At 47.7% G+C, this 19,837-nt stretch carries 19 protein-coding genes and 2 pseudogenes; 5 read left to right on the plus strand and 16 right to left on the minus strand.

The features are described 5' to 3' along the window. Positions 1 to 397 precede the first annotated feature (397 nt). Positions 398 to 718: a hypothetical protein gene (locus tag BLS58_RS15465; protein ID WP_090399818.1), complete on the plus strand. Its 321-nt coding sequence runs from the start codon at positions 398 to 400 to the stop codon at positions 716 to 718. 135 nt (positions 719 to 853) lie between these two features. On the opposite strand, the gene BLS58_RS15470 is transcribed toward BLS58_RS15465, so the two are convergent. From BLS58_RS15470 to BLS58_RS15530, 13 genes and pseudogenes are all read right to left on the minus strand, one after another. Continuing rightward, on the minus strand, positions 854 to 1,498 hold the full coding sequence (locus BLS58_RS15470) for an adenine nucleotide alpha hydrolase family protein (protein WP_090399820.1): 645 nt from the start codon (positions 1,496 to 1,498) through the stop codon (positions 854 to 856). Between the two features lie 27 nt (positions 1,499 to 1,525). Further along, positions 1,526 to 2,182, minus strand: a complete 657-nt coding sequence (locus BLS58_RS15475) for an adenine nucleotide alpha hydrolase family protein (protein ID WP_090399821.1) — start codon at positions 2,180 to 2,182, stop codon at positions 1,526 to 1,528. An 84-nt stretch (positions 2,183 to 2,266) separates the two neighbouring features. Next, on the minus strand, positions 2,267 to 2,686 hold the full coding sequence (locus BLS58_RS15480; RefSeq protein ID WP_090399823.1) for a universal stress protein: 420 nt from the start codon (positions 2,684 to 2,686) through the stop codon (positions 2,267 to 2,269). 22 nt (positions 2,687 to 2,708) lie between these two features. Further along, a pseudogene (locus tag BLS58_RS15485) lies at positions 2,709 to 4,363 on the minus strand (AMP-binding protein). Positions 4,364 to 4,432: 69 nt separating this feature from the next. Continuing rightward, positions 4,433 to 6,343, minus strand: coding sequence for an ABC transporter permease (locus BLS58_RS15490; RefSeq protein WP_090399825.1), 1,911 nt, complete (start codon positions 6,341 to 6,343; stop codon positions 4,433 to 4,435). Then, positions 6,318 to 7,097: an ABC transporter ATP-binding protein gene (locus tag BLS58_RS15495; protein WP_090399827.1), complete on the minus strand. Its 780-nt coding sequence runs from the start codon at positions 7,095 to 7,097 to the stop codon at positions 6,318 to 6,320. The genes BLS58_RS15490 and BLS58_RS15495 overlap by 26 nt, the downstream gene beginning before the upstream one ends. Before the next feature lie 104 nt (positions 7,098 to 7,201). Beyond that, positions 7,202 to 8,266, minus strand: a complete 1,065-nt coding sequence (locus tag BLS58_RS15500) for a sensor histidine kinase (protein ID WP_090399829.1) — start codon at positions 8,264 to 8,266, stop codon at positions 7,202 to 7,204. Beyond that, entirely contained in the window at positions 8,263 to 8,970 is a 708-nt protein-coding gene (locus BLS58_RS15505; protein WP_090399831.1) for a response regulator transcription factor, read from the minus strand. Before BLS58_RS15505 ends, BLS58_RS15500 begins: the two co-directional genes overlap by 4 nt. Before the next feature lie 647 nt (positions 8,971 to 9,617). Beyond that, positions 9,618 to 10,241 carry a response regulator transcription factor gene (locus BLS58_RS15510; protein WP_090399832.1) on the minus strand — a complete coding sequence of 208 codons (624 nt, stop codon included), beginning with the start codon at positions 10,239 to 10,241 and terminating at the stop codon, positions 9,618 to 9,620. After that, a complete protein-coding gene (locus BLS58_RS15515; RefSeq protein ID WP_090399834.1) occupies positions 10,238 to 11,311 on the minus strand; it encodes a sensor histidine kinase in 1,074 nt (357 codons plus the stop codon). Before BLS58_RS15515 ends, BLS58_RS15510 begins: the two co-directional genes overlap by 4 nt. 76 nt (positions 11,312 to 11,387) lie before the next feature. Then, positions 11,388 to 12,074 (minus strand): ABC transporter permease, encoded by a 687-nt coding sequence (locus tag BLS58_RS15520; protein WP_090399836.1) that lies wholly within the window; start codon positions 12,072 to 12,074, stop codon positions 11,388 to 11,390. Next, entirely contained in the window at positions 12,071 to 12,799 is a 729-nt protein-coding gene (locus BLS58_RS15525) for an ABC transporter permease (RefSeq protein ID WP_090399837.1), read from the minus strand. The genes BLS58_RS15520 and BLS58_RS15525 overlap by 4 nt, the downstream gene beginning before the upstream one ends. Next, positions 12,800 to 13,744, minus strand: a complete 945-nt coding sequence (locus BLS58_RS15530) for an ABC transporter ATP-binding protein (protein ID WP_090399839.1) — start codon at positions 13,742 to 13,744, stop codon at positions 12,800 to 12,802. Positions 13,745 to 13,922: 178 nt separating this feature from the next. On the opposite strand from BLS58_RS15530, the gene BLS58_RS15535 reads away from it, so the two are divergent. Further along, entirely contained in the window at positions 13,923 to 14,252 is a 330-nt protein-coding gene (locus BLS58_RS15535) for an AbrB/MazE/SpoVT family DNA-binding domain-containing protein (protein WP_090399840.1), read from the plus strand. Beyond that, complete coding sequence (locus BLS58_RS15540) at positions 14,243 to 14,524, plus strand: type II toxin-antitoxin system RelE/ParE family toxin (RefSeq protein ID WP_090399842.1); 282 nt, start codon at positions 14,243 to 14,245, stop codon at positions 14,522 to 14,524. Before BLS58_RS15535 ends, BLS58_RS15540 begins: the two co-directional genes overlap by 10 nt. A gap of 57 nt (positions 14,525 to 14,581) precedes the next feature. On the opposite strand, the gene BLS58_RS15545 is transcribed toward BLS58_RS15540, so the two are convergent. From BLS58_RS15545 to BLS58_RS15555, 3 genes and pseudogenes are all read right to left on the minus strand, one after another. After that, entirely contained in the window at positions 14,582 to 14,974 is a 393-nt protein-coding gene (locus BLS58_RS15545) for an HI0074 family nucleotidyltransferase substrate-binding subunit (protein WP_090399844.1), read from the minus strand. Next, positions 14,929 to 15,222: pseudogene (locus tag BLS58_RS15550) on the minus strand (nucleotidyltransferase family protein); the annotation flags it as partial. The gene BLS58_RS15545 and the pseudogene BLS58_RS15550, both read right to left, overlap by 46 nt. 106 nt (positions 15,223 to 15,328) lie before the next feature. Beyond that, positions 15,329 to 16,750: an amidohydrolase family protein gene (locus tag BLS58_RS15555; RefSeq protein ID WP_090399848.1), complete on the minus strand. Its 1,422-nt coding sequence runs from the start codon at positions 16,748 to 16,750 to the stop codon at positions 15,329 to 15,331. 96 nt (positions 16,751 to 16,846) lie between these two features. On the opposite strand from BLS58_RS15555, the gene BLS58_RS15560 reads away from it, so the two are divergent. After that, positions 16,847 to 17,407, plus strand: a complete 561-nt coding sequence (locus BLS58_RS15560) for an O-methyltransferase (protein ID WP_090399849.1) — start codon at positions 16,847 to 16,849, stop codon at positions 17,405 to 17,407. 100 nt (positions 17,408 to 17,507) lie between these two features. After that, positions 17,508 to 19,787, plus strand: coding sequence for an RNA polymerase recycling motor HelD (gene helD, locus BLS58_RS15565; protein WP_090399851.1), 2,280 nt, complete (start codon positions 17,508 to 17,510; stop codon positions 19,785 to 19,787). The last annotated feature ends 50 nt before the right edge of the window (positions 19,788 to 19,837 follow it).

Raw genomic sequence — 19,837 nt, forward strand, 5'->3', positions numbered from 1 at the left:
TGGTCGCACCCCACGCGGGTGCGTGGATTGAAATTCGGCCCGACCAAAACAAAAGAGCCGCGGACGGGTCGCCCCCCATGCGGGTGCGTGGGTGGGGATAAACCCCGTTATATTTTATTGAAAGAAACGTTTATTCGCTGACGGAACTTGTCAGGGGTGGGTGATATACTGTCATTAGTGATTCGAACTGAACTTTTCGCACATATTTCTTTTTTAGATCGTTTCTTTGAAGAATTGAAACACGTAAATAATATGATTAAAATAAAGATTAGGTATTAGGCGTTTGGAATTATTTATAGGAATATAATGAAAAGAAAGGGGAAAAAGGCGTGTAAAATCATAATTTCACTGAAGGGGCAGGGAAAATAACAAAGAAATGGGAAAGGAGAAATGAAAAATGACAGAAACAGGAGTAAAAACCGAAACAGAAGTATTGCCAAGCAGAATAATTAAATGGGTGACAGGAGGGCTTGAAGCTGTATGGGGAATACCCATTTTAGGGGGATCCATGATTATAGGCATGGTATGGATTCCATTGATTGTTATGCTCGTCCTACACATCATTGGGATTGTATTTGCCGCAAAAGAAGATCGGAATAAGTCAGGGCATATTCTAGGCATACTTGCGTCTGCTCTCGGATGGATTCCCGGGGTAGGCATGATCCTACACATTTTAGCTGCCATTTTCTTGATGATTGAAGCAGGCAAGAATCAATAAACATAGTCATAATACGGAAATAATGAATACAGGGGAAGAATAAGAGCCCCCTCAACTATTGGATACTTTATAGAGCTCTAGATTTGATTCTCCCAAAAACAAAAAGCTGACCTCAGTCAGCTTCTGTTTTTCTCCTCACTCCTCATCAACATCAACAATCTTATAAACGATGTCGTCTTTCACCCTTACTTCATAGATTCTATTGTCGATACTTAACGCAAAAATCCCGTTGTTAAAATCCGTGTTTAAATGTTTGAAGAAAATGCCTTCATAATCCGCGTTCTTTTTGTTGTCGAAACTTAATTTGTAAGTGCCATCGGACTGTTTTTGCAGATACGCTGGCACGCCGCGTTCGAAGTCCCAATCCTCCGTTTCGTCAGCTCGTGGTTTCGGTACGACGTGCAGGTCAGCGTCGGGAACGTCTGCCAGCAGGACGTCGATAATGGATCCGCCGATCAGGGTTGTCCAAAGGCTTTCCGTCGTTTGTCCGATGATGATTTGGGTAGCGTCAACATCATTGGCTACCTTTGTAATCACCTTGGTGATGTTGTGCGGGTGGCTTTTTTCGATAATGAGCTCTGCGCCATTATCTTCGGCAAGTTCCCGGAAAATAGACATGTCCACGCTTTTATCTTCCTTGTAATCCTCTTCCGGCAGAGAATCGAAAACAAGAATGAATAGCGGACCATTTAATTGATTGGCAATCGACGCTCCGCGGTTAATCAGGCGCTCGCCATGCAGACCATAGTTAACACATACGAGAATCCGCTCTTTTCCCATGTTACCCCCTCCTTTGTCACATAAACCTTAAGATAACACATCTGCAATATTTTCTAAATGGGGCACATGTCCTTTTAACACGCGTACTTCAAAGATGTCATTTTCTTCATAATATACAAATCTGCCGTTGTTAAAATTCGTTTGAATATGCTTATAAAAGACCCCTTCATGCGTTGCGTTCGAGTCATGATGGAAGGCCAGGTCGTACGTGCCATCTTCTTTGCCGTGCAGATAGGCGTTTACGCCATGTTCGTAGTTCAACTCACTGTCAAGGTGATGGGACCTTGGTACAACACGTACATCAGCATGCGGGAGCTCTTGCAGTAGGTTGTCGATCGTGGTGTTTCCTAAAAATCTTCGCCAAATACTCTCGACCATTTGACTAATGATGATTTGGGTAGCACCCATGGCTTTCGCCCGTTCAGCAATTAATTTCTTGACATTATACGAGTCGCACTTTTCCAGGATCAGTTCGGCACCATAGTGCCTGGAGATTCTTTGAAACAGCGGCATGCCGACGATTTTGTCATGTTCATCGTCTTCGGGTAAGGAACCAAAGACCAATATGGTCAGCGGAGCTTCCAGTTTTAAGGCAAGTTTAAGCCCGCGACGGATAAGGCGAATGCCGTTTTGGCCGTGGTTCACACATACTAAAATATGTTCGTCATGGTGGCTGTAATCCATGTGTTTCACTTCCTTCACGCATAATTAGAATTTGTGTTCCAATTATGCCCAACCGCTTGCGCGGTTATACGGAAGGAAGCGTGTTTATTTCACGATGAGTACCGGGCACTTCACGCGTTTGGCAACTTTGTGGCTGACGCTACCGAGGACCATTTCCTGCCACGGATTCAGTCCGCGGCTTCCGATGATGAGGATGTCGTAAAATCGTTGATTGGCGTAAGAAACGATCGATGGCCCGGGGTCGCCATGGATGATTTTCAGATGATAGTTCACGTTGGCGTCGTTTAATTTTTCTTCGATCGTTGCCAGCCTTTGTCGTCTTTCTTTATCCAAGTCATCCATATGGGAGGTTTCCAGGACTTCGGTTTTCGACTCGGACATATCGATGACGAGCAGGAGATCGATGACGGATGTTTCGTCCAAAGAAGCAAACTGAATGGCATGATCAGCTGCTCTTTCCGAGTGTTCGGAGCCGTCAGCGGCGAGTAAAATGTTGTTATACATTTTTGGCAACCCCCCTTAAATATCAGGTTTCGGAGGATTCGGCAAAGATTTCCTTCGCCTGTTCCCGCAATTTGAATTTCTGGATTTTGCCCGATGCGGTCATCGGATAGCTGTCAACGAAAGTGATATGCTTAGGAATTTTATGATGGGAAATCGAGCCGCGGCAGAAGTCTTTAATATCTTCCGCGGTGGCTTGTTGGTCTTCTTTTAATCGTACATAAGCTCCGATTTCTTCCCGTATTTTTCATCGGCGACGCCTACGATTTGTGCGTCTAAAACCGCGGGGTGGCGATATAAAAATTCTTCGATTTCACGCGGATAAATATTTTCCCCGCCGCGGATGATCATATCTTTCATCCGGCCGGTGACCGCGACATAACCGTGTTCATTTATCACAGCGAGATCGCCGGTATGAAGCCATCCATCGGCGGTTAATACTTCAGCGGTCGCCTCCGGATCATTATAATAGCCCTTCATGACGTGGTATCCACGTGTGCAAAGCTCACCCTGTGTCCCGGCGGGCACTTCTTCATCCGTTCCGGGAGTAACGATTTTGACTTCTACATTCGGCAGCGCGCGCCCGACGGTTTCCGTTTTTCGTTCAAGTGAATCATCGGTCCGCGTTTGCGTAATGACCGGTGATGATTCCGTCTGTCCGTAGGCAATGGTTACTTCGTGGGCACCCATTTTGTCAATAACGGCTTTCATGACTTCAACCGGGCAGTTTGAGCCTGCCATAATTCCGGTGCGCAGCGCGGAAAAATCGTATTCGTTAAAATCGGGATGATTGAGCTCGGCAATGAACATTGTCGGCACCCCGTGAAGGCCGGTACATTTTTCCTGATGCACCGCTTCCATGACCATTTTGGGATCAAATTCCTCGACGATAACCATCGTCGTTCCTTTGTTGACACAAGCGAGTATGCCAAGGACACAGCCAAAACAGTGAAAAAATGGCACGGGAATACAGAGACGATCCTCATGGGTGAGATTCATACATTCGGCAATATTCAAGCCGTTGTTGACAATATTGGAATGGGTTAACATGACACCTTTCGGAAATCCGGTCGTGCCGGACGTATATTGCATATTGATGACTTCATCCTTATCGAGACTCGCCATGCGTTCATCAAGGGCATGTTCGGATACTTTATCTCCCGCTTCCAGGAGCGACTCCCACGAATAGATGCCGGGGTAGTCTTCTTCACCTCCATCCACGATGATTACGCGTTTCAAGTGCGGGAAGCGTTCCGACTGTAATTTTCCAGGCTCTGAGGTTTTTAGCTCGGGAACAAGCCTGTACAAAATGTCAATGTAAGACGTCGTCTTGAATTGCGGTTGTAAAATTAAGGTCGACGACTCCGATTGCGAGAGCAGGTAGGCGAGCTCTTCTTCCTGATAACTGGTGTTTACGGTGACGAGCACTGCCCCTGCTTTCCCGGTTGCGAATTGTGACACGAGCCACTCCGGTTTATTCGCCGTCCACACCGCTACATGATCTCCTTTTTCGATGCCGAGCGCCATCATTCCACGGGCGGCTTGACGACATAAGTCGTTAAATGCTCGGTAGGATAGGCGCAGGTCGCGATCGGGATAGACGAGGGCTTCTCTTTCCCCCTCGCGTGCGGCGATATTTTCCAACAGTTGTCCGGTGGTTACTTCCAGTAAATTTGCCATGATTGGCCCTCCTCATTAGTACATGAACGCCTACCCTGTATCATTCGTTATGAAACGCCAAATTTCCTGCTAGCGAAAAGCCGCTTTTAAATAAAAATGACGCGTGATCAAATAATAGAGATATTGCAAAATGGCGTAGATAGAGATGACCATGACAGCGCTCCAGAATAGATTGACATCAAGGATGCTCGCGAGCATCGCGTAAGCAAAACTGGCATGCAGTGCACCGACAGCCAAAGGTACAAAGAACAGGAATTTAATTTTATGCCCGAGGATTTTTCCGGCTTCTTTCCGGGTAATCCCGATGCGGTTCAGGGACAACAGTTGCTTTTTCGTGTCTTCGAGTTCCGTGAACAGTTTCAAATAGAGCATGCTTCCCTGGACGATGAAGAAGAGCAAGCTGACGAAGAGGCCGATAAACAGCGTTAAGGAAAATCCTTGTTGTAACGCCTGAAATGGCGGGGCCATCGTTTGAAATGAATAAGTAGAGTCTTCGGCTTCTTCCTCCAACGCGTTCGAGACTTCTACTTCATTTTCCCAATCGACGAAGTGATAGCCTAACGAGCGTAGTTTTTCATCATCGGCGTATTGAGAGGCATAGTGGAGATAACTCACATCATTCATGACGACTTGTATTTGCCCCTGATTCGTCGCCCCAACGATCGCATCTTCCGCTGTGCCGGCGATATCCATGGTCGTTTGTTCTCCATTCATGTCCATTCCCAACTGATTCACGTCTTCAATATCCGTCCAAGGGCCAAAACCGAGCATGGGGGATGTGATAAATATTTCATCTTCTTCCAACGCCAATGGATCCAGGTCCCGATGCGAAGCAATGTTGTTGTAATTGGTTTCCGGAAAGACGGCAACGACGCCTTCATCACCGGAAATGGAGACATCCGCAGGGAGCATTTCCACGTCGAATGAGTATTCAATCTCCGTATCATACTCTGCAATAATTTCTTCCGCCCGTTCCGGTTCGAGAATAGCATTTTCGGCCGCGCTTTCTTCCAGCCAGGCAACTGATGCTGGCGTCTGATCCGTGACCAGATCGACTATATATTCATTCGCGAGATACACCGTACCCGCCGCAGTGAGCACAACCGCGGTGATCGTCGATGTGAGAAAAAGCATACGCGCGTAATCTTTTAAACGAAAAAGAATATTTGTACGCGTCACCAACCGCGTGCCCTGCAGCAATGAATTTCTTTTATATAAACGCTTGTAGGCGGCTACCGTTCCTTGTGTGAACAAAAAATAAGACCCGATCAGAACGAAGAAGAGAATCGGAAAGATTAACAAAAAAGACAGTTCCAGGCTCGCCGTGGCGGCTATAAAGTAACCGAAACCGAGAAATAAAAGCGCGATCACTGTTATCGTCATTGAAGAACGCGGCATTACTTTCGGTTTGCGTGCGTCCTGTAAAAAATCTTGAACGGTCTGCCCGCGCATTTTCCAAAAAGACAGCAGCGTTAACGCTTGAAAGAGAACGATGAAACCAACCACGGTGATGACGTATGCCATCGGCACGAATTCAAAAGCGATCGGCGCTTCCGTATCGAGCATCGCACTCATCAGCATGAGAAACAGTTTCGAAAACAATGTTCCAAGTCCAAGGCCAATGATAATCGCGAGCAACGAGGTGATCGTCTGCTCGAGGTAAATCAGTTTTCGTAACTGCCGCTTACTCATCCCAAACAGGGACAATAACCCAAATTCTTGTGATCGGGTTTGCAGGAAAGTACTGTTCGAATAAGCGATAAAAAAGACCGAGAAAATGACGATAATCACTTGAGCCGAAATCATCCCGCTGCGAACGGTATCTCCGCCCCGGATGTCCCTGCTCATAACATCTGGATGCAAAATGAATTGCGCATAAATGAAGAAAATACTTACCGCGAACACGCAACTAAGAAAATAAGCGGCGTATTGCTGGGCATTCCCGGTTAAATTCCTACGTGCGAGGCGACGAATGTTCATTAAAGTCACCTCCGAGGACCGAGAGTGTATCGAGGATGTTTTGATAGAACGTTTGCTGACGATCCCCTTTGCGAATTTCCGAGAAAAAGCGGCCGTCTTTGATGAATACGATGCGATCACAATAGCTCGCAACCGTCGGATCATGGGTGACGGTAAGAATGGTCGCGCCTTGTTCGTCGTTTATCGTTGTGAGGGTATCCATCACTTGCCGGGCTGATTTGGAATCAAGGTTCCCCGTCGGCTCATCGGCGAGAATCATCGTCGGATCGTGAATAATAGCGCGGGCGCAAGCGGTACGCTGTTGCTGCCCGCCGGAAATCTCGGTGATGCGTTTTTCAAGGATATCCGTAATGCCCAGTTGTTCGGCGATTTCGTCCAGACGTGTGTTCATTTTCCTGTGTGGATACTTATCGAGCGCGAGCGGCAACAAGATATTTTCCCGGACGGTTAACGTATCCAGCAAGTTGAAATCCTGAAACACAAAGCCCAGTTGCCGACGCCTGAAAATCGCCAGCTCATTGTCGTTCAATATCGTAGGGTCGGTTCCGTTGATAGCCATTTTTCCATATGTTGGCGCATCGATCGTCGCGAGTAAGTTGAGCAGCGTCGTTTTCCCGCTTCCTGACGGTCCCATCACCCCGATGAATTCTCCTTTGTCCATCTGCAGATGAAAGTTGGTCAAAGCTTTGTACGATAGTCCTTCTTTTTTTGGATAATAAGTTTTGCCGAGGGCATCGACTTCGAGTATCGGCATGTCGATCACTCCTTTTCCTGATGTCTGTCCTTATTTTAAAAAAAGAAGGCTGTCAGCTCCCATCGATTTAGCTTTCAAATCGTCCGTGCAATCTTACAATCTTGTCATCTGTCATGTAAGGTTCGCGAAGTAAAGCGAACAGTCATTGTTGTGCCTTCGCCGACTCGCGAGTCCGCATACAAGGCGTGGCCGAGTCGGTCGGTGATCATGCGGCTTAAATACAGCCCCATGCCGGTTGATTCTGTTTTTTCCCGACCATTATCTCCGGTGAAAAAAGGCGAGAAAATGTTCGGCAAGTCATGGGCGGGAATACCGATACCTTGGTCTTTAATCTCGACAAGGGTGGCGTCCCCTTCTTTATGTACGGCAATGGTGATGCGATCGCCCTTTCCTTGCCGGGAGTAGCGAAGGGCGTTCAGCAAAAGTTGGTGAAACACGACGCGTAACCATTTTTGATCACTGTAAACGTGTGGATCATCCGTTTCGACCCGGATTTCCGGAAAGAGGTTTCGGCGAATAAACTGGCGTTTTTCTTCGTTGACGAGGTCGCGCAATAATGCAACGACATCGACTTCATCGGCAACAAAATCAACGGCGAAATGGTCGAGTCGCGCCAAGTGAAGCATGAGTTCAAGGCCGTGGCGGAAGCGGTCGTTTTCGTCGCTGATATCATCGAGGAACGTTTTCGCTTCCTGGCTTTCAAGCTGTTGTTTTCCCTGTTGTGTTAAAAGCGAGATGACCGATACCGGTGTTTTCATGTGGTGCACCCACTGGTTGACGAAAACTTGATGCTGCTCTTGCATCGATTTGTAATGATCCAATTCTTCGCGGTAGCGCTCCTGATAGCGACGGAGCATATGGATGAATTGAGATGCCTCGCGAGACGGCACCTGCATCGCATCCAATTCATGCGCGCTTTCCAGCGGCAATGGGTGTCTTTTTTCCATATCGGTTAATTTTTTCAATAGAGGACGTTTTCTTGCGTAATCAATGGCAAGTCCTAAAAGCAAAAAAAATATGGCAAGGACCACCATATATGCGAATGCGCTCCATGGCTGTTGCAAACCGGCAAACAGGAGAGACAGATAGGCGACGAGCACGATTACGGCGGTATTGATGACATAAAATAGAATAAAAAGGACACGGTCGGCCAGGTAATGCTGGATCATCGTATATCTTCCCTCCAGTTCACGTTTAATCGATATCCTTGCCCGCGGATCGTTTGGATCGCGTCGTAAATGGCTAATTCCTGCAGGCGTTTTCGCAAACGGTTCACGTTCACGGACAACGTGTTGTCGTCGACGAAATCAACCTCATCCCAAAGTGCTTCGAGCAAGTCATCCCGACTGACGATACGGTCATGAGCATCGCTTAATTTCCGGAATAAAGTGAACTCTTTTTTTGAAAGCTCGATGCGTCCGGAACCATACACCAGTTCATTTTTTTCCGGATGAATAAAGAGGCCGGCCAGTTCCGCCGTTTGGCTATGGGCATTGTTCAGGGCATACTCCCCGTAAGCTCTGCGCAAAACGCTTTTGATTTTCGCTGTGACAACATCGAGATGAAATGGTTTGGTGATATAATCATCGCCGCCGTTTTCAATCGCCATCACCTGATTCATGTCGTCGGTTCGTGCCGAGATAAAAATAACCGGAACAGTGGACACGCTCCTAATCTGCCGACACCAGTAAAAGCCGTCGAAGTAAGGCAAGTTGATGTCGAGCAGAACGAGATCGGGATCTATTTCTACGCATTCAGCTTTGATGGCGTCTAACTGTTGAGCGATGCTGACGGAGTATCCATAGCGCTGCAAGTGATCACGGAGAATCCCGGCAATTTTATCATCATCTTCAACTATAACAACGGAGTACATTTTTCCACCTCGATTATCGCTAACATATCTTTTTATATAATAAGCACCGTATCACTCAGAAAGCAATACCTAATGACATCTGCGCACCCGAGTTGGGGAGTCAAAAGCCGAAGTTGGCGACGTAACGACTCCTCGGCTCTCGAGTTAGGGCGTCAAAACCTGAAATTGGCGACCTAACGGCTCCTGCGCTCTCGAATTAGGGCGTCAAAAGCCGAAGTTGGCGACGTAATGACTCCCGCACACCCGAGTTAGGGCGTCAAAGTCGATATTGGCGACGTAATGCCCCCTGCGCACTCGAGTTAGGGCGTCAAAGCCGAAATTAGCGAGTAATGCCCCCTGCGCACTCGAGTTAGGGAGTCAAAAGCCGAAGTTGGCGACGTAACGACTCCCGCGCTCTTGAGTTAGGGAGTCAAAAGCCGAGGTTGGCGACGTAATGCCTCTCGCGCACTCGAGTTAGGGCGTCAAAGTCGATATTGGCGACGTAATGCCCCCTGCGCACTCGAGTTAGGGAGTCAAAAGCCGAAGTTGACGACCTAATGATTTTCGCAGTCGCGCGTTAAGTCGCCAAAAAACCACGTTAGCGCTTTAATCCAGTTTTTAGTACCACAACGAAAGGCAACCACTCATTTCACCGTTCTGCCGCACGCTCAATCCACGGAATGATTTCCACGCTTCCAATAATAAATCGCAAGCTGTGTCCGATCTCGGAGCTCGAGTTTATCGAGAATGACCGAGAGCGTATTACGCACGGTGCCGACACTCAAAAACAGTTGATCGGCAATTTCTTTATTGGAGAGGCCCTGAGCAATGGCGGCGGCTATATCGTTTTCCCGCTCGGTAAGGCCGTCGACTTCGTCGTGAACCTCCGGATTCATAATTTCCTGCAAGACATCGGCATCAAGCACCGAGCCGCCGGCCATTAAGGCGCGTATTTGTTGCGCCATGTTTTCAACCGCGGTTGATTTTAGTAAATACCCTTCCGCTCCTGCCTGAATAGCGAGGCGGATGTTCTGTTCATCTTTAAAAGTCGTAAGCATCATGATACGAAGCTCCGGCCACTTCACCTTCAACTGCTTCGTACTTTCAATGCCGTCCATATTCGGCATACGGATGTCCATGAGTACGACATCCGGCAGCGCTGTTTCACATTGATCGATCGCTTCCTGGCCGTCCGCGGCGAGTCCGATGACTTCAATATCCGCTTCTTTTTCAAGCAATAATTTAAGGCTTTGGCATACGAGCGGATCATCATCGACAATCAGGATCTTCATCGCATTTCCTCCTCTTTTTGCAGCGGCAAAACACAGACGATGAGATGACCGGAAGCAGTGTCTACGGAAAGACTACCGCCGGCGGCCCGGGCGCGAAGTTTTAGATTTCTGAGTCCTCTACCCTCGCTTGAGTCGGCAGAATCCGTGCCGTTATCCTGAACACTCATGCGAACGATCGTAGCGGTGATGTCAAGTTGAATATCAACACGCGTCGCATCACTGTGCCGAGCCACGTTCGTTAGCGCTTCTTTTAAACAGGGCTCCAGTAAGCTCCAATAGTGCACAGGCACTTCATTCATATCGCCGGATTTTTGAAAACTGACAGCGGTATGGTTAAATTCATCTGCAATATGTTCGAGCACGTCTGCGCCCATCCTTGTCACCGGTATCATGTCATGAACGGTGTCACGTAGTCTCGCCGCGCTCCTTGTGATCCGGAGCTTGATTTCCTGCAGCATGGCATCAGCTTCTTTTCCTTCAAGGTGTTCAAACGTATCCATTGCCAGGCTTGCGCCGGTGAGATCATGCCCGACGTGATCATGGAGATCCCGGGCGATGCGGTTTCGTTCCGATAGTTCGGCAAGCTGCGCGGTCTGACGATTGGCTCTGAGCAGTTCATTTCTCATATTTTCTAATTCATAACGTGCACGCCGCTCGCTGTCGGCTTCTGAAATGTACAAATCACGCTGCTTCTTCCATAGACGGACGAGCACACCTAAAAATCCGGCTTGAAAAAGAAACCAAAAAAGTAAAACGGAGTACACGTCCCCGATTGGAATTAAAATGACAATCGGTATGATGTATGCATATTTTCCTCTCGTGATACTTTCAAATAATGGGAGTGCGAATCCAAAAACACCGACACTCCAAAAAGGCATAAACAGCGCGCAAATAACGATATCAATAAGTACAGTCCAGGTAGGCAGTTGAAAACGCCAGCGCAGGCAAACGAGGATGGTGAGTGCGACGATGAATAAAAAACTGACGATGCTTTCATCTTGAATGGTCCATAAACTGAGAAGGAAAAGGATATTCATGAAGCGCCATATATTGACAAACCGCTCACGCATCGCGCGTAACCTCCCGCTGCACTTTTTTTAACTATACCATGGAAAGCCCCCAGCTTTAAGAACTGGAGGCGACGATTTAACCCATTCTTCTGATACTGCCGATAATCAGGAAAAGCAGAGTATAGAGCAATAAAACACCATTGATCAGCAAGAAGTCCGCTGTATCCTCTCCCATCACAACCCACTCCATCCCTTCGGCAAGCCAATACGTTGGAAAAATGACGGCAAGCTGTTCCAGCACATCCGGCAGCATCTCGATGGGCATCATGATGCCTCCGAGCAGTGCCATAATAATGATGACGCACATGAATACGAGAAACGATGTTTCTTTGTTGCGGTAGAGTGAGTTCCAGGCAAGGCTAAGAGCGATAGCCGTGAAACTGAATACGATAAACAATATCAGCAGCAGTAAAGGTTCGTGCAGTTCATGGTCGTAAATGACGCCGCCTGCAATCATGAAAATACATTGGGCGATAACGATGACAGAAAAGGCAAGTAAATTCTGAAATAGATATTGAAAATGGGTGACCGGAGCTGCCGCCAATCGCTTGACGACGCCTTTTTGCCGGTCTTCAACCAGGAGCCCCGTGAGTCTAATGCCGACGAAAAGAATCAGCACACCGAAATAATGATAACCGTACGGCAACAACGGCCAGTATTCCGGTTCAGGCAGGAAGATGGCTGCCACGGGAAACAGCGTAAGAAAGATAAGATTCGTTTTGTCTTTGAAAATGCGTTTAAGGGCAAATGTAAAAATCGTCATGGCATCCGTCTCCGTCCCAGTAATAACATGATGACAAAGGTGATAACGATCAATCCGCCGAGAAGACCGGCGTTCATCCAAGCATCACCGACATTCGCGTTTCTGTAAGCATCAATCGCTTCATAAGCAAGCATGATTGGATTGATGTACTCATTCACCCAGTTGATCACAGCGTGATCAGGCATTGGGAAAATTAAACCGGCGATTAAGATAGCTCCGACCCCGTACACTTCACTCAGGCGCTCCGCGATATTAAATTTTTTCACGGAAAAAGTGAATATCAGGCAGACAATGCTTGACAGTGTTGCCATGAGGGCGATGATAAAAATCGACCAAGCGATATTTCCCCAATCGACATTCCACACGAGCACTGTATAACCGGCTAAAAGAGCGCCCAAAATAATCGAGTATAGTGTACCGATAAGCATGGTGGTGAAGCCGTAAAGTGTTGTATTCATCGGTAGCGATTGAATCCGATAGCGGCGTTCGGTGAAGAAATCCTGGTGGATGTAATTCATAGCGACCGAGCCGCCAAACAGTTGAAACGCGAGGACCATCATCACATTGATTTCATTTCTTAGTAACAGGCCACCTTCCTCGGCATCCCCCATTATGATGGATAAGAGGGTGACAAGCACAAATGGCACGACAAACAGGAGCAGCAATACAACCCAAGCGCGAATGAGCCTAAGCGCAGTAAATCGCATCGTATAAAGTTCACGCATCTATTCTTCCTCCCCGTCACGCAGTTGTTTTCCGGTGAGGGTGAGAAATACATCTTCCAAGTCCGGTTTTTCGGCTTGGATGCCGACGACCCCGCTCGTTTCTTTGACGAGGGAGAGCACGCGATCGAGATTTCCCGAGCCGACGGTGGATATGATTTGTACTGTACTGCCGTCAACGTGAACATTCTTCACGCCTTCTAAACCTTTAAGACGTTCAACCGGAACATCACCGGGCGTACTCACGTCAATGTTTATTTTTTCTTCATGCTGGATGTTCGCGATCAGTTCGTTTACAGTACCCTCAGTTATGATTTGCCCCTGGTCGACGATCACGACCCGGGAAGCAATGGTCTGCACTTCTTCCATATAATGCGTCGTATAAAGAATCGTCGTCCCTTGTTCCCGCAGCTTTTCGACGGTTTCTAATATATGGTTCCGCGATTGCGGGTCGATGCCGACCGTCGGCTCATCCATGATCAGAAACTTTGGATGGTGCGTGAGCGCACAGGCGATGTTAAGTCGCCGCTTCATTCCTCCGGAGAATTTTGCCGGCGTTTTCCCGGCATTCGAAGAGAGCCCGACAAAAGCCAACGCTTCTTCGACTCTCTTTTTCCGTTCTTCCCCTTTGAGGCCGTATACTCCCGCGAAAAATTCCAGGTTTTCTTTAGCCGTTAAATCTTCAAAAACCGTCAACTCTTGCGTCACTAAGCCCATTTTTTGCTTGTTTTCATGACTGAACACTTTTTCTGTTCGGCCGAATAACTGAATGCTGCCTTTATCAAATGGAATCATGCCCAGCAGTGTATGAATGAGCGTCGTTTTCCCGGCGCCGTTCGGCCCGAGCAAGCCGATGATCTCTCCTTCGTGGATGGAGAGGTCAACATAATCCAGCGCAAGTTCATTGCCGTAACGTTTTACAATTCCCTGCATTGCCGCGATCGTCATTTTGAGTCCCCTTTTCATTGAGTTGTTAATTGCAGTATGCCTTGATTAATCGCGCTTTGGTAGTGACATTTGTCATTGAATGGGTGTCATTGATATTATTAAAAACAAAGAACAAAGAAATTTGTATCTTTTTTCAAAGAAGGGGCATATCATAAATATACGGCAGGGGGGCACGACAATGGCTGAGGCTAAACACATTCGTGTATCAGACAAACGGCAAATCACGATTCCTAAACGTTTTTATGAACAACTAGGGATGGAGGAGACCTTGATTTGTGAACTGCGGAGAGATGAAATTGTATTACGTCCGGCTCCAAAAGCTGACGATTTTTCGGAAGATATTTTGCGGGATTTGGTCGAAGAAGGATATGGAGGGGAACAACTTCTCACGGAATTTCATAAACGGAAAGCCCAGATTCGACCAGCTGTTGAATCTTTGATTTCCGAAGCCGATGAAGCCGCTCAATCGTATACAGGCACCGGTGACGAGGAAACAGAATCCCTTTAAATCCAGCCAAACGTTATTTTAAAAAATTGAGAGAAAAACCGTTGAAAAGGGAATTTGATGAAGCCATCCAAAACATCCGGCTAAATCCTTATGTCGGTGAACTGAAAACAGGGGATTTGGCCGGTGTTTATACTTATACGATTCACTACCGTGGAGCCCAGTATCGGCTGGCTTATAGGGTTTCTGAAAATGAAAACAGTGAAGTGATCGTAGTCATTTTAGCAGGAAGCCGAGAAGATTTTTATCAAGAATTAAAGCGATATATGAAATGAACGTAAAAGTGCCAGATTGTCATTAGAAAATGCCAGAATTCATCAGGAAGTACCAGATTACACGTGGCTGATCATTTTTTCCCACCAGGTTCTCATTAATTTTGCATAGCCGGGGATCTTTTTATAGATTTGGTCGGCTAGCGTTTCGTTATAGGTGTGGGTGGTGAGGTTGCGGTCATCGGCCATTTGCAGGGCTGTGACGGTTTCTTCCGCGCTAAGCAGTTCGATTTCGCGACTGGCATGAATGATCCTCTTTGGTGAACCTAAATCCAGGCTCTCAATCTCACGTAAATATTCCCTCGCTAATTTCCAGGCGCTTTCATACGTATATTTAAAGCGTTGGATGAAACCATCCCTTATAATAGAGGAGGGCGTTTCAATATCATGGATGTCTTCCAGTGTTTTTAGTGCTTTGTCCGCTGTGGCGATTCGCTCTTGCAAACGTTCCATTGGATGCCCTCCTTAAGCACTTTATTTCTGAAATCTTCATCGACATTGAGTAAATCTATAACATCAACCTGGTAGGGGATCGTTGACTCTTCAAAAGCTTCTCTTATGTGAGATAGGTAGCCGTTGGGCAGATTGTTGTGATCGATCGCGATATCTATATCTGAGCTGGCGTGAATGTTTCCTTTAGCCCAGGGACCGAATAAATATACAGTCACTTGCTTATCGCCCAAGTTTTTTCTTAATATATCGGATACTCTGGAGAGGGTTGCTTCACGGTGATGCGCTTCTGTTTATATGATCACCACCTTTTGTAACCATCCTACCATCATTTGCCTCATTTATAAGCCATTCAACCTACAGCAGTCCATCTGCCATCATTTTCGCGAGCGGTGTATCTACGCCTCGCACTTGAGATGCCAACTCATTCGCGTGTTTCTGCCCATCAGCGAGGGCTTTCCCTTCATCAACGGTTTGCACGATTTTTTCATCGACGATTACTTGGCCGTCAATGATCACGGTCTCGACCTCGCTGCCATTGGCGGAATATACGAGATTGGGGACGATGTTACGGATCGGCGCCTGGATGGTCGGAAACAGAGCCGGAGATTGAAGATCTAAAATAATCATGTCCGCTTTTTTACCCGGTTTCAAGGAACCGATATCTTCGCCTAAACCGATGGCGTGCGCGGCGTTGATAGTTACGGATTTTAACATCTGCCACGCTGGAAACACTCGCGGGTCTCTCTGTCGGCACTTATTCAATATGGATGTGAATTTCATTTCATTAAACATATTGATGCAATTATTCCCGGGTGCCTGGTCGGAGCCGAGGGCGAGCCGATCACTCGCTTCCAAAAATTCAGCCGCGGGCGGGACGATGCCGTCAATGATGCCGATGCTGCCTGAACAAAGCAGCATCGCAGCGCCTGAACGGGCGACTGTTTTTGCCTCTTCCGCTGTTGCCTCCGTTAAATGAACAGCCAACAACCGCTCATCGAGATAGCCAATCTCCTCTAAATACGGGATGCTGCGCTTGCCATAACGCTTCATCATTTGCTCGATTTCCCGATCGCCCTGGGCGACGTGCATATGTATCGACGTATCAAATTTTTTTGCAAGCTGCTGCACTTCGAGCAAAAGTTCCCTGGACATCATATCCGGCCCTTGCGGTCCGAAGAGACATGTGATGCGCCCGTTCTCGCTTCCATGATAGTTTTCAATCAGATCGATATTTTCCTGCAGCTTCTTTTCACCGACCGCCGAATCCAGCGGATAGAGTTCACCAACTTCACGGGCATCCCCCATACGTTCCGGCATTTCATTAATCATGTCGCAAACGTGGGCGCGCGTTCCCAGCGCGATATGATTCTGCACGATATCGTTCATGCCGCCGTTATAATCGCCAAACGTCGTCGTTCCCGCCTTCAGTCCTTCGATGATATTGACGAGGGAACCTGCCCGACGTTGGTCGTCGGTCAAAAACTGCATAAAAGGCCAAAGCCCTTTTTCCATCCAGTTATCGGTATCCTGGGCGACGCCGCGTAAAATCCCGAGACCGCTGTGTATATGAGCGTCGATCAGGCCGGGCAGGACCACTTTATGGCTGGCATCGATCGTCCGATGTGACGAATACTCCCGCTCCACTACATCGCTGTCGTCAACAATAACAATCCGGTTTCCGTCGATGCCGACCGCTCCATCTTCAATGATGCCTAGACCTTTCCCTTCCATCGTTATGACCGTCGTGCGAGTAATGATGAGATCGATCGTCGCCATTTGTATCGCCTCCAGCGTTTTCTATAGTTTATCATAGAAAGAGAGAGTTATGATTGGCAAGTCTCAGCCAAAAAACAACAACAGGAGGGATCCATCATGGAAGTCCCGCATGTAGCGGAACAAATACATAAGGAAATCGAAGACATCGGTTTCACGATGACATGTGACCAGGAGACAGCCACTTTATTACGAACCCTGGCTGCGTCTAAAAGCCGTGGGCGATTATTGGAATTAGGCACGGGCGCCGGTTACTCCACGAGTTGGATTTTAGCGGGGATGGATGAGGAGTCATCATTGATCACTGTTGAAGTCGACAAAAAACTGCACCAGATCGCTAAAAAGTATTTAAGCAGTGATTCCCGTGTTGAATTTGTGACAGGTGATGGGGAAACATTCATCCGGTCCGCGGATGATCATACGTTTGATTTTATTTTTGCCGATACTTGGCCGGGTAAGCTGAGCGCATTGGATGAAACCTTGCAGTTACTGAATAAAGGGGGCTTCTATATTATCGACGATCTCCTTCATCAGGAGGATTGGCCTGAACCCCATTGGGCACAAATAAAAGCATTAGTCTCTGATTTGGCGGCGAGGGAAGATTTAACGATAACGAAATTAAACTGGTCGACGGGACTTATCATCGCAACGAAGACATGAATATCCTGTGAGTAATCACTTTTGAAACCCTCACGATTAAGTGATAAAATGAATAGCCGATCATATTTCGTCTGCATGCGAAACGAAAGGAGAACGTCCGTTGAGCCAGGAACATCGCGATTGGCAAGTAGAGAAACAGCGGCTGCAAACCGTAACCTCTCTTATCAAAAAGAAAAAAGAAGATCTGCAGGAAGTGTCCGCCGATCTGAAAAAAGATGTCATCGAGCTTCGGCGTACGTTCTGGGATGATGTGACCGTTAATATCGATGAGCCGGATGATGTGCTCGAGACACAAGCAAGCATGAAACAGCGGGCAGAGTTATTGAGCGAACGTGAGCGCAGCCACGGCTTGCTTCATCAACAGGCTAAAACATTGCGGCGCTTGGAAGAAGCGCCGTATTTTGGCCGTATTGATTTTATTGAAGACGGAGAAAAAGAAGCTGAACCGATTTATATTGGCATCGCTTCCTTAATGGATGAAAACGATGAAGATTTTCTCGTTTACGATTGGCGTGCGCCGATTTCCAGTATGTATTATGATTTTGCGCCCGGCCGCGCGCAGTATCCGACCATCGAAGGGGACGTGGAAGGGGAAATCACCCTTAAACGGCAATACATCGTCAAAGGCGGAGAGCTTGAAGGGATGTTCGATACCGGCCTCACGATCGGGGATGAGCTATTGCAGGCTTTGCTCGGCCAGCAATCCACGCCGCAAATGAAAAGCATCGTCGCCTCGATCCAGCGGGAACAAAATCAAGTCATCCGCAATGAGCGAAGCAAGATCCTTATCGTTCGCGGCGTCGCGGGCAGCGGGAAAACGTCAGCAGCTTTGCAACGGGTCGCTTACCTTCTTTACAAGCACCGGGAAAAGCTGAATGCCGGGAATATGTTGCTATTTTCACCGAATCCGCTTTTTACCCGTTATGTTTCCAACGTGCTGCCGGAATTGGGGGAAGACAATCTCCAGCAAACGACCCTTTTCCATCATTTTCAAAAACGCCTGCCGAAAGGATGGCAGCTGGAAAGTCCGTACGCGCAAATTGAGTATTTTTTATCTGAACAAGTGGAACCCATTCGCTCCCAGGGGCTGGCGGTGAAAACGAGTCCTGAGCTCAGCGATCAGCTCCATGCTTATTTAGCCTCACTTTCCGATTCCGGTCTTATGTTTAAGGATCTTTATTTTCGCGGTGACGTATGGGTGACCAAAATGCAAATGGAGCAATATTTTTACCAACTGGATGAACGTATGTCCATTCCGAATCGCCTGGAACTCGTTGTCGAGTGGCTGCTGCAAATGCTGCAAATCACCGAAAAAGAAGAAAGGCCGAACACCTGGGTTGACGAGGAAATGGATCTGCTGGATGAAGAGACATACAAGCGAGTGTTTGAAAAAGTAAACGAAAACGAAGATGAATTAGGCAATGACCAAATGATGGAAGAGACGTTATTGCGAAAACTCGTCGTACGCCGCAAGATTCAACCGCTGCGCAAACAGATCCAGGCCTTCGATCTCGTCGATATGGAAAAAATGTATATTCAGTTTTACCGGTGGGCGAACAATAAAGTGATCGCCGAAGAAATCGGGTATTTTTTTCAGGATAAAAAGTTGCACTGGGAAGATGCCGCGCCTTTTTTCTATCTTGAGGACCAACTCAAAGGGCGGCCGGCTTACGCGGATATTCGCCATATTTTCATCGATGAAGCGCAAGATTACGCCAGCATTCAAATTCTTTATTTGCAAAACTTGTTTCCAACCAGCCGGATGACTTTACTCGGAGATGCCAATCAGGCGGTGCATGCCCATACAAACGCGGGTCATTCCCCGCTGATCGAGGATCCATCCGCGCAAAAGCAGGAAACGATCACTTTACTTCGCAGTTATCGCTCGACACAACCGATCGTTGAATTCACCAAACGCTTGATTCCGAACGGGGAGCAGATTGAATCGTTTGAGCGACCGGGGCCCAAGCCGGAAATCATGCACACGGGCGACGAGCATGAGAAGGATTTATGTTCGTTGGTGCAAGAGCTGACCAAGCGTGATTCGGGAACGGTCGCGGTCATTACGAAAACGTTCGCTGGCAGCGAGCAAATATGGGAATGGCTCGACCGAGAGGGGATGAGCGCGCAACTCATCCATGAGCAAACGAGTGAGTTCAAAGAGGACTTGCTCGTCCTGCCAGTCTACCTCGCCAAAGGGATCGAGTTCGACGTGGTTGTTGTCAGCGATGCTTCCGCGGCGGAGTATCACCTGGAGCGTGATCGTTATTTGCTCTACACCGCCTGCACGCGCGCGATGCATGAACTGTATCTCTGCGCCAACGGCGAGCTGCCGCCGCTGATTACAGAAGGCGTCCGCCAAAGTTATGTGCAGGGATGAAAGTGACAGATTATCGAGGGAAAGCGCCAGAATATCATTGAAAAGCGCCA

Source organism: Natribacillus halophilus (genome assembly GCF_900100185.1).
Classification (GTDB): domain Bacteria; phylum Bacillota; class Bacilli; order Bacillales; family Marinococcaceae; genus Natribacillus; species Natribacillus halophilus.